Here is an 8295-nt window from a genome sequence, read left to right as displayed (position 1 = left end):
GTCGAACCCTTTGCTGCCGGGCGGAGCGGCTTCAGGCCATTCCCGACACCCGCAAATACCATCCCACCAGATTCGGGCCCCACATGAAGCTGATCCAGCCGGCGACCGCCAGATACGGGCCGAACGGAATCGGCGTGGCCTTGTCGCGGCCCTTCGCCAGCAGCCACAGCGAACCGATCAGCGCGCCCAGGAAGGACGACAGCAGGATCGTGGGCAGGATGCCGGCCAGCCCGGCCCAGGCGCCGATCGCGGCCAGCAGCTTGAAATCCCCGTGGCCCATGCCTTCCTTGCCGGTGAGCTGCTTGAACACCCAGTACACCGACCACAGGCTCATGTAGCCGGCCATCGCGCCCAGCAGCGCCGGTTTGGTCGGCATGTAGAGATTGTCGCTGGCGGCCACCAGCCCCAGCCACATCAAGGGCAGGGTCAGCTGGTCCGGAAGCAGTTTGGTGCGCAGGTCGATGCCCGACAGCGCGATCAGGTAACCGGTGAAAATCAGCGCGCCAAAGCACTTCCAGCCGAATCCGAAGCGCCAGGCGCAGGCCAGGAACAGCAGGCCGGTGATCAGTTCGACCAGCGGGTACTGGAACGAGATGGGCTTGCCGCAGCTACGGCACTTGCCGCGCAGGGCCAGCCAGCTCAGCAGCGGAATGTTCTCGAACCAGGCCAGCTGGTGGTTGCAGCGCGGGCAGTGCGAGCGCTCGACCACGATCCCCGGCGGCGGCGGCTCGTAGAGGTCGGTCTGTTCGAGGATGTCGCGCGCATCGCGTCGCCAGCCCCATTCCAGCCGCGGCGGCAGACGCAGGATGACGACGTTGAGGAAACTTCCGATCAGCAGACCCAACCCGGCCACGGCGGGATAGCCGAGGCCGGGATGCGCGTCGAGGTAGGCCATTTAGGAAACGGCTCCGCCCTTACATCACGGTCGCGGCAAGCTTGAAGATCGGCAGGTACATCGCGACGATGATCGAGCCCACCAGGCCGCCGATGATCACCATCACCATCGGTTCGATCAGGCTGGACAGCGAGTCCACGGTGTTGTTGACCTCTTCCTCGTAGAACTCGGCGATCTTGAACAGCATGGTGTCGAGCGCGCCGGCTTCCTCGCCGATCGCCGTCATCTGCACCACCATGTGCGGGAACAGGCCGACCTGCTTCATGGCCACATTGACGGGATAGCCGACCGCGACATCCTCCTGCATCTTGCGGACGGCCACTTCGTAGACGCGGCTGCCGGTGGCGCCCGCCACGCTGTCGAGGGCTTCCACCAGCGGCACGCCGGCCTTGAAGGTGACGGCCAGGGTGCGGGCAAAGCGCGCGATGGCGGATTTGTGCAGGAGCTCGCCGATGACGGGGATCTTCAGCATCGTCCGGTCAACCGCCTGCCGCAGATTGTCCGAGCGCTTGTAGACATAGATGAAACCGGCAGCGGCCGCGAAAAGAACGATGCCGATCAACCAGAAATACTTGACCACGTAATCGGAGATGCCGAACACCAGATTGGTGAACGCGGGCAGGTCGGCGCCGAAACTCGAGAAGGCTTCCTTGAACATCGGGACCACGAAGATCATCAGCACCGCGCTGATGATGATCGCCACCGCAATCACCGCGGCCGGGTAAAAAAGCGCCTTCTTGACCTTGCCCTTGATGCTTTCGATGTTTTCCTTGTAGTTGGCGATCGTCTCCAGCACGGTTTCGAGCACGCCGGAGGCTTCGCCGGCGCGCACGAGGTTGCGGTAGAGGTCGTCGAATTGCACCGGGAACTGGCTCATGGCCTCGTAAATGGACGCGCCGCCTTCGATGTCGTTGCGAAGGCTGTTGACCATCTTCTTCATGTTCGGGTTCTTGTTGCCCTGGGCGATGATTTCCAGCGCCTGCACGATTGGCACGCCGGATTTCATCATGGTGGCGATCTGGCGGCTGAAGATGGCGATGTCGCGCGCCGAGATCTTCTTGCCGCTGCCGCCGAACAGGGGCTTGGGTTTGGCCTTGACCGAAGTCGGCGTGATGCCCTGCTTGCGCAACTCAGCGCGCAAGAGGTTGGCGCTGCGGGAGAGCTGTTCGCCCTTCATTTCCTTCCCGCGCTTGTCGCGGCCGACCCATACGAACTCCTGGGCCTGGTTCGTCTGGCGGGCTTCGGCCCGGCCCCTGGATTTGGCGACGGCGGCTCTGCGTGCTGCGGACATGGCGTTCCCCTTCAGTCCTTGGTGACGCGATTGATCTCGATGAGGCTGGTGATCCCCTGTTTCACCTTGTCGAGCGCAGAGCGCCGCAAATCGCGGACACCGCTGCGCAGGGACGCCTCGGTCAATTGCTGGACATTACCACCAGCGAGGATGATTTGCTGGATTTCGTCGGTCATCGGCATCACCTGGTAGATGCCGGCCCGGCCCTTGTAGCCGCCCGTACAGTCGGGGCAGCCCACGGCTTCGTACACGGTGAAGCCTTCGTGGACCTCGTCGGCGGTGAAGCCCTCGGCCAGCAGCGCGTTCTCCGGCAGCGGCACCGCGCGCTTGCAGCCGTCGTGCAGGCGGCGCACCAGACGCTGGGCGATGACCAGGTTGACCGAACTGGTGATGTTGTAGGGCGCGATGCCCATGTTCATCATGCGCGCGATGGTCTGCGGCGCATCGTTGGTGTGCAGGGTGGACAGCACCATGTGGCCGGTCTGGGCCGCCTTCACGGCGATTTCCGCAGTTTCCAGGTCGCGGATTTCGCCCACCATGATCACGTCCGGATCCTGGCGCAGGAAGCTGCGCAGGGCGGCGGCGAAGGTCATGCCGCGCTTGGCGTTCTGCTGCACCTGGTTGACGCCCGGCAGGCGGATTTCCACCGGATCCTCGACCGTGCTGATGTTGCGGGTCTCGTCGTTCAGGATGCCCAGCGCGGTGTACAGGCTCACGGTCTTGCCGGAGCCGGTCGGACCGGTGACCAGAACCATGCCGTAGGGCTTGTGGATGGCGTCCAGAAAGAGTTTCTGCTGGTCGGGCTCGTAGCCGAGCTTGTCGATGCCCATCTTGGCGGCGCTGCCGTCGAGGATACGCAGCACGATCTTCTCGCCGAACAGGGTGGGCAGGGTGCTGACGCGGAAGTCGACTTGCTTGGTCTTGCTGATGTTGAGCTTGATGCGGCCGTCCTGCGGGATGCGCTTTTCCGCGATGTCGAGCTGCGACATCACCTTCAGGCGCGCGGCGATGCGGGCGTTCAGCTTGACCGGGGCTTTCTTGGCGACTCGCAGGATGCCGTCGATGCGGTAGCGGACGCGGTAATCGGTTTCATAGGGCTCGAAGTGGATGTCGGAGGCGCCCTTCTTGATCGCGTCCACCAGCGCCTTGTTGACGAATTTGACAATCGGGGTGTCGTCGCTTCCGGTGTCCGCCGCCGATTCGCTGCTGAGGTCGTCGTCGCCGCTGCCCACGTCGAGGTTTTCGAGCCCTTCCGAATCGTCAAGGTCGCCGGCCATGGCATCGGCCGCCTCAAGCCACAAGTCTAGGCAGCGCTTGATCTGGTCGGCGTCGACCAGCAGCGGCTCGACGGTCAGGTTGGTATGGAACTTGAGTTCCTCCAGCGCGTGGTTGTTGGTCGGGTCGGAGGTGCCGACGAACAGCCGATTGCCGCGCTTGTACAGCGGCAGCACATTGTGCTTGCGCAGCAGGTCTTCCTTGACCAGCGCCATACCCGACTGCGCCGGGTCGATCGCCAGCGCATCCACCAACGGCATCCCGAACTCCACCGAATTGGCGGCGGCAATGGCGGCGGACGAGGCCAGCCGGTGCTCGACCAGATAGGAGGACAAAGGCTGCTTTTCCGCCGTGGCCGCGTCCATGGCCTTGCGCGCGGCGGCCTCGTCGAGGGCGCCGTCCAGCACCAGGCGCCGGGCGATGCCGGTAATTCCCATCAGATTGGCGGCGGGGGTGGCTGTGGCCATTGGCGTAGGCGCTCCTTTGCTTGTTGCCGACTTTAGCGCAATCGCGGCGGGATGCGAACTCTTGCGCATCAGGCCCGGGCCATGCAAACCGCACTTCACACCGCATCCAGTTCGGGCTACCTTCCCTGAATGACCTCGCCCACGTCGCTGAGTATCATCCTTCCCGCAAAAAATGAGGCGGAGGGCTTGCGGCGTACTTTGCCCGGGCTGCGGCAGCGCTTCCCTGAAGCCGAGATCATCGTCGTGGACGACGGCTCCGGCGACGATACTGCGTCTGTCGCGGCCAGCCATGGCGTGAAAATCTTGCGCAGCCACTATTCCATGGGCAATGGTGCTGCCATCAAGCGTGGCGCCCGTGCGGCCTCGGGGCAGGTGCTGGTCTTCATGGACGCCGACGGCCAGCACAGCGCCGAGCATGTCCAGCAGTTGCTCGACAAGCTCGACGAGGGTTACGACATGGTTGTTGGCGCACGCAACGCCAGTGGCCAGGCCACTTTCGCCCGAGGGCTCGCCAATGGCTTCTACAACAAGCTGGCCAGCTGGATGACTGGGCACAGGGTGGAAGATCTGACCTCGGGCTTCCGCGCCGTCCGCGCCGACAAGTTCAGAGAATTCCTGCACCTGCTGCCGAACGGGTTTTCCTACCCCACCACCAGTACCATGGCGTTCTTCCGCAGCGCCTACCCGGTTGCGTATGTGCCGATTCCGGTGGCCAGGCGTGTCGGCACCAGCAGCCATATCCGACCGCTGAAAGATGGAATCCGCTTCCTGCTGATCATCTTCAAGATCGCGAGCCTGTATTCACCGTTGAAGCTGTTCGCACCAACAGCGGCGGCCTTCTTTCTCGCCGGGGCAGGGTGGTATGGATACACCTTTGCCACCCGACACCAGTTCACCAACATGAGCACGCTGCTGTTCAGCGCCGCGGTGATTATTTTCCTGATCGGGCTGGTGTCGGAACAGATCACCAATCTGACCTATCGGCGTGACGAATGAGGCGCCATATCCGTCGCATTGCGGCCCTGTTGCGCCGCACGCCCTTGCACCCGCAGTGGCTGCTGGGTGCGCGTGCAGTGCCGCAAGGTCTTGCACAGGCGCGGGGAATGCTGCTTGATGTCGGTGCGGCCGACCGCTGGCTGGAAGGGCGGCTGACGGACGACGTGCGCTATGTCGCGCTGGACTATCCGCAGACCGGCGGTGTGCTCTACGGCGCGCGTCCATCGGTGTTTGCCGATGCCGTCGCGCTGCCGTTTCCGGATGCGGTGTTTGACGGGGTGGCCTGCCTTGAAGTCATCGAGCATGTGCCGGACCCGCAGCAGGTTCTGTGCGAGATCGCGCGGGTATTGAAGCCTGGCGGTCGGGCCTGGGTTTCGATGCCCTTCCTGTATCCACTGCATGACGCACCCTACGACTTCCAGCGCTATACCGAGTTCGGGCTTGCGCGCGATGCCAGACGTGCCGGCCTGCGGGTCGTCAAGCTGCAGCGTTCATTGCATGCGGTTCGGACCGCTGGGCTGCTGCTTTGCCTCGCTCTGGCGGGGGGTGTCGTTGCGGGCCATTCCCGCATCCCGGCGATCAATCTTTCGGCTTGGCTGCTGGGCTGTCTCTGGCCGGATTGGACGCATCTGACGGCGGGGCATTGCGTGGAGCTGGAACGCGCATGACCGAGGCTGCGTTGATTCTGATTTCGACCTCGTTCCCTGCCGCTGGCGATGGCAGCGAAGCGGCGGGTTCGTTTGTCTCCGACCTGGTGGATGAGCTTGCCCTGCACTTGCCGGTCCGGGTGGTGGCGCCGGGGCCGGCGGATGCCGTGGAGTGGCGGTCGGAATGCATCGCCATCCATCGCTATGTGGCCCCCGGGCGCCCGCTGTCCACCTTGAAGCCGTGGCGGCCGTCCGATTTGCGCTGGATCTGGAAAGTGCTGCGGGGCGGGCAGCGAGCGGTCGATGCGGCGGTTGCTGCCGGGCCGAGCAAGCAGATGCTCGCCCTGTGGGCGCTGCCGTCGGGGCTGTGGGCAAGGCGCGCGGCGCGGCGCAGCGGGCTGCCCTACGCGGTGTGGACGCTGGGCAGCGATATCTGGTCACTGGGGCGCATCCCGCTGGTGCGCTCGGTGTTGCGACGTGTCCTGCGCGACGCCGACGCCTGCTATTCGGACGGTTTGAAGCTTGCGGAAGACACGCGGCGGATCGCGGGCAGGCCGGTAGCGTTTCTGCCCAGCACGCGCAAGATCACCCTGTGCAATCCACCGCCGCCCAGAAATCAGCCGCCGTATCGGCTGCTGTTCCTCGGTCGCTGGCACCCCAACAAAGGGGTCGATCTGCTGCTGGAGGCATTGGCCAAGCTGACCGATGCGGATTGGTCGCGCATCGACGCGGTCGAGATCCAGGGTGGCGGTCCCATGGATGGACTGGTGCGGGAGCGCGTGGCCTCCCTGCAGGCGGCGGGCCGCCCTGTTGAACTGGGCGGCTACCTTGCCAAGCCCGAGGCCGAGGCGGCCATCGTGCGCGCGGACTGGGTGCTGATCCCGTCGCGGATCGAAAGCATCCCGGTGGTGTTTTCGGATGCGATCAAGCTGGGGCGGTCGGTGGTTGCCATGCCGGTGGGGGATCTACCATCGCTGATCGCGCAAGGAACCGGCACGTTGGCGCAGTCAGTAAATGCTGTCGAATATGCCGACGCGATTCGCACAGGATTAGCAACCCGCGTCGAATCCACTCGTTTGCGGGAGATGGCCGAGCGTTTTTCCTTGCAAGGTATGGTTTCAATGCTCTTGACTGATGTCAGTGGCCATGCTTGACCTGTCTTCCAGTCATTGGGACCGTGCTCTGGTTGAAGGGCTTGGTGCGACCGTATCGCATATGCTTGGAGGGGGTTCGATTGCCTGTTTCCGGGCAGGGCCGTTTCGCATTGCCTATCCTGATTTCGCGATCGGCAGTAGTGATTGCAATCGGGATCTGGACGCGGTGATCCGTGCCGCAAAAGATCTTCGTGCCGACATGCTTCGCCTGCAGTCCCCATGCGCATGCGAAGATTCGCGAACGCGCGCCGTGCACCCGTTGGGCACGATTGTCATCGGAGATCTTCAGGGATGGAATGAGCGGCAGCGGGAAAAGCCGCGTCGAGCAGCCAACCGTGAGAGACGATCTGAGCTTTCTATTCGAAAGGGAGTCAGTGGTGACGGGCGGCGTTTGCATGCGCTGTATCTCGCCACTGTGCGAAGGCATGGCGGTGCAGCACGATATACCGAACGCTATTTCGAACTGATCACGCCCTATGCGTCCATCGTTGCCGAGCATGAAGGGGCGATCTGCGGGTTCGTTTGCGTCGGGTTCCGGGAGGCACGCGGCTACTATTTGCACGGAGCACATGATCCGGAAACACGTGGCCTGTATCCGTCCGACCAGTTGTTTCTGGCAATGCTGCGTGAGGCCCGCGATGCAGGGCTTCGCTCATTCGACTTTCTGCCAACTCCTCTCGGGCAGGCCAGCCTGAGTGCCTACAAGCATGCGTGGGGCGGTGTGGACGAGCCGTTGGTGGTCAGCGATGTGGCACTCAACCTGTGGCGTGCGCGAGGGATCGCGGCTGCAATGCGGGCGGAGCGTGTGTTGCGTCGACTGAAGCTACGTTGAGCGCCCACGTTTGGCCGATGTCGTGAGTACTGAGTAATGCTAGCTCGTTGCAACGAACCTGACTTCCGCGTAATCCCAGGGAAATACACCTGTCACTGCCGCCACGGCGCTTTCCAGTTTTTGGATCGTATTCCATGCACTTCGCGGAACCATGCCTGCAGCAATGAGAGGAGTGGTAGGGAAGCGTCCATGGCGCAGGATTGTGGCCGACTTGATCTTGAATCCACTGCTGTCGAGAAGTTCGTGCCACTCCCCCAAAGTGCGCTGCACCTTGAACCCGCCCTCAGTCAGTCGACGTCGTGATCTTACTTGTTCAATCATGATGAGAGGTGCGTCAGGGCGCAGGGCTTCGCGGATTCGTGCAAGGATCGCTTTGACAGAATTGTCATCGATCGTATAGCAAAGAACCCCGTAGATGATGACTGCGTCGAGCTTTCCGGGCGACAGTGGTGGTAGCCCACCGTCGGTCTGCACAAACAGGCAATCCATGCCGTCACACCGGCGTTGCGCATGACGCAGCAAGCCTGCGGAAATATCCAGACCCAGCACGCGATGGCCTGCGCGGAGTAACGGAAGCGTTGCACTGCCCGAGCCGCATCCAAGATCCATGATCGTGCCGGCGCGTATCCCTGCATCTGCCAGGCTCTCATAAATTGCGATATCGCGAATCTGGGCCAAATAGGCGTTCTTGTGCCCGCGACTATCCTTAGGATCGATGACCGCAGCATCAGGGTCACC

At 63.1% G+C, this 8295-nt stretch carries 8 protein-coding genes; 4 read left to right on the top strand and 4 right to left on the bottom strand.

All coding sequences use genetic code 11. The features are described from left to right. Positions 1–31: 31 nt before the first annotated feature. Genes Q0X16_RS12515 through pilB form a run of 3 tightly spaced genes read right to left on the bottom strand, consistent with a single transcriptional unit; the run spans position 32 to position 3928 of the window. On the bottom strand, positions 32–895 hold the full coding sequence (locus tag Q0X16_RS12515; RefSeq protein WP_297834995.1) for an A24 family peptidase: 864 nt from the start codon (positions 893–895) through the stop codon (positions 32–34). 19 nt (positions 896–914) lie between these two features. Then, positions 915–2186 carry a type II secretion system F family protein gene (locus tag Q0X16_RS12510; protein WP_297834993.1) on the bottom strand — a complete coding sequence of 424 codons (1272 nt, stop codon included), beginning with the start codon at positions 2184–2186 and terminating at the stop codon, positions 915–917. Between the two features lie 11 nt (positions 2187–2197). Beyond that, positions 2198–3928, bottom strand: a complete 1731-nt coding sequence (pilB, locus tag Q0X16_RS12505; protein WP_297834990.1) for a type IV-A pilus assembly ATPase PilB — start codon at positions 3926–3928, stop codon at positions 2198–2200. 129 nt (positions 3929–4057) lie between these two features. On the opposite strand from pilB, the gene Q0X16_RS12500 reads away from it, so the two are divergent. Genes Q0X16_RS12500 through Q0X16_RS12485 form a run of 4 tightly spaced genes read left to right on the top strand, consistent with a single transcriptional unit; the run spans position 4058 to position 7557 of the window. After that, the gene (locus Q0X16_RS12500; RefSeq protein ID WP_297834988.1) at positions 4058–4924 is read left to right on the top strand and encodes a glycosyltransferase family 2 protein; all 867 of its coding nucleotides are present in this window, start codon (positions 4058–4060) and stop codon (positions 4922–4924) included. Then, positions 4921–5592, top strand: coding sequence for a class I SAM-dependent methyltransferase (locus tag Q0X16_RS12495; protein WP_297834985.1), 672 nt, complete (start codon positions 4921–4923; stop codon positions 5590–5592). The genes Q0X16_RS12500 and Q0X16_RS12495 overlap by 4 nt, the downstream gene beginning before the upstream one ends. Beyond that, positions 5589–6725 (top strand): glycosyltransferase, encoded by a 1137-nt coding sequence (locus tag Q0X16_RS12490; RefSeq protein ID WP_297834983.1) that lies wholly within the window; start codon positions 5589–5591, stop codon positions 6723–6725. The genes Q0X16_RS12495 and Q0X16_RS12490 overlap by 4 nt, the downstream gene beginning before the upstream one ends. After that, entirely contained in the window at positions 6718–7557 is an 840-nt protein-coding gene (locus tag Q0X16_RS12485) for a GNAT family N-acetyltransferase (RefSeq protein WP_297834981.1), read from the top strand. Before Q0X16_RS12490 ends, Q0X16_RS12485 begins: the two co-directional genes overlap by 8 nt. Positions 7558–7596: 39 nt before the next feature. On the opposite strand, the gene Q0X16_RS12480 is transcribed toward Q0X16_RS12485, so the two are convergent. Then, on the bottom strand, positions 7597–8295 hold a 699-nt coding region (locus Q0X16_RS12480; RefSeq protein ID WP_297834978.1), incomplete at its 5' end, for a class I SAM-dependent methyltransferase.

Source organism: Thermomonas sp. (assembly GCF_025993755.1).
Taxonomy (GTDB): Bacteria; Pseudomonadota; Gammaproteobacteria; order Xanthomonadales; family Xanthomonadaceae; genus Thermomonas.
This window is presented reverse-complemented; position numbering and strand designations above follow the sequence as displayed.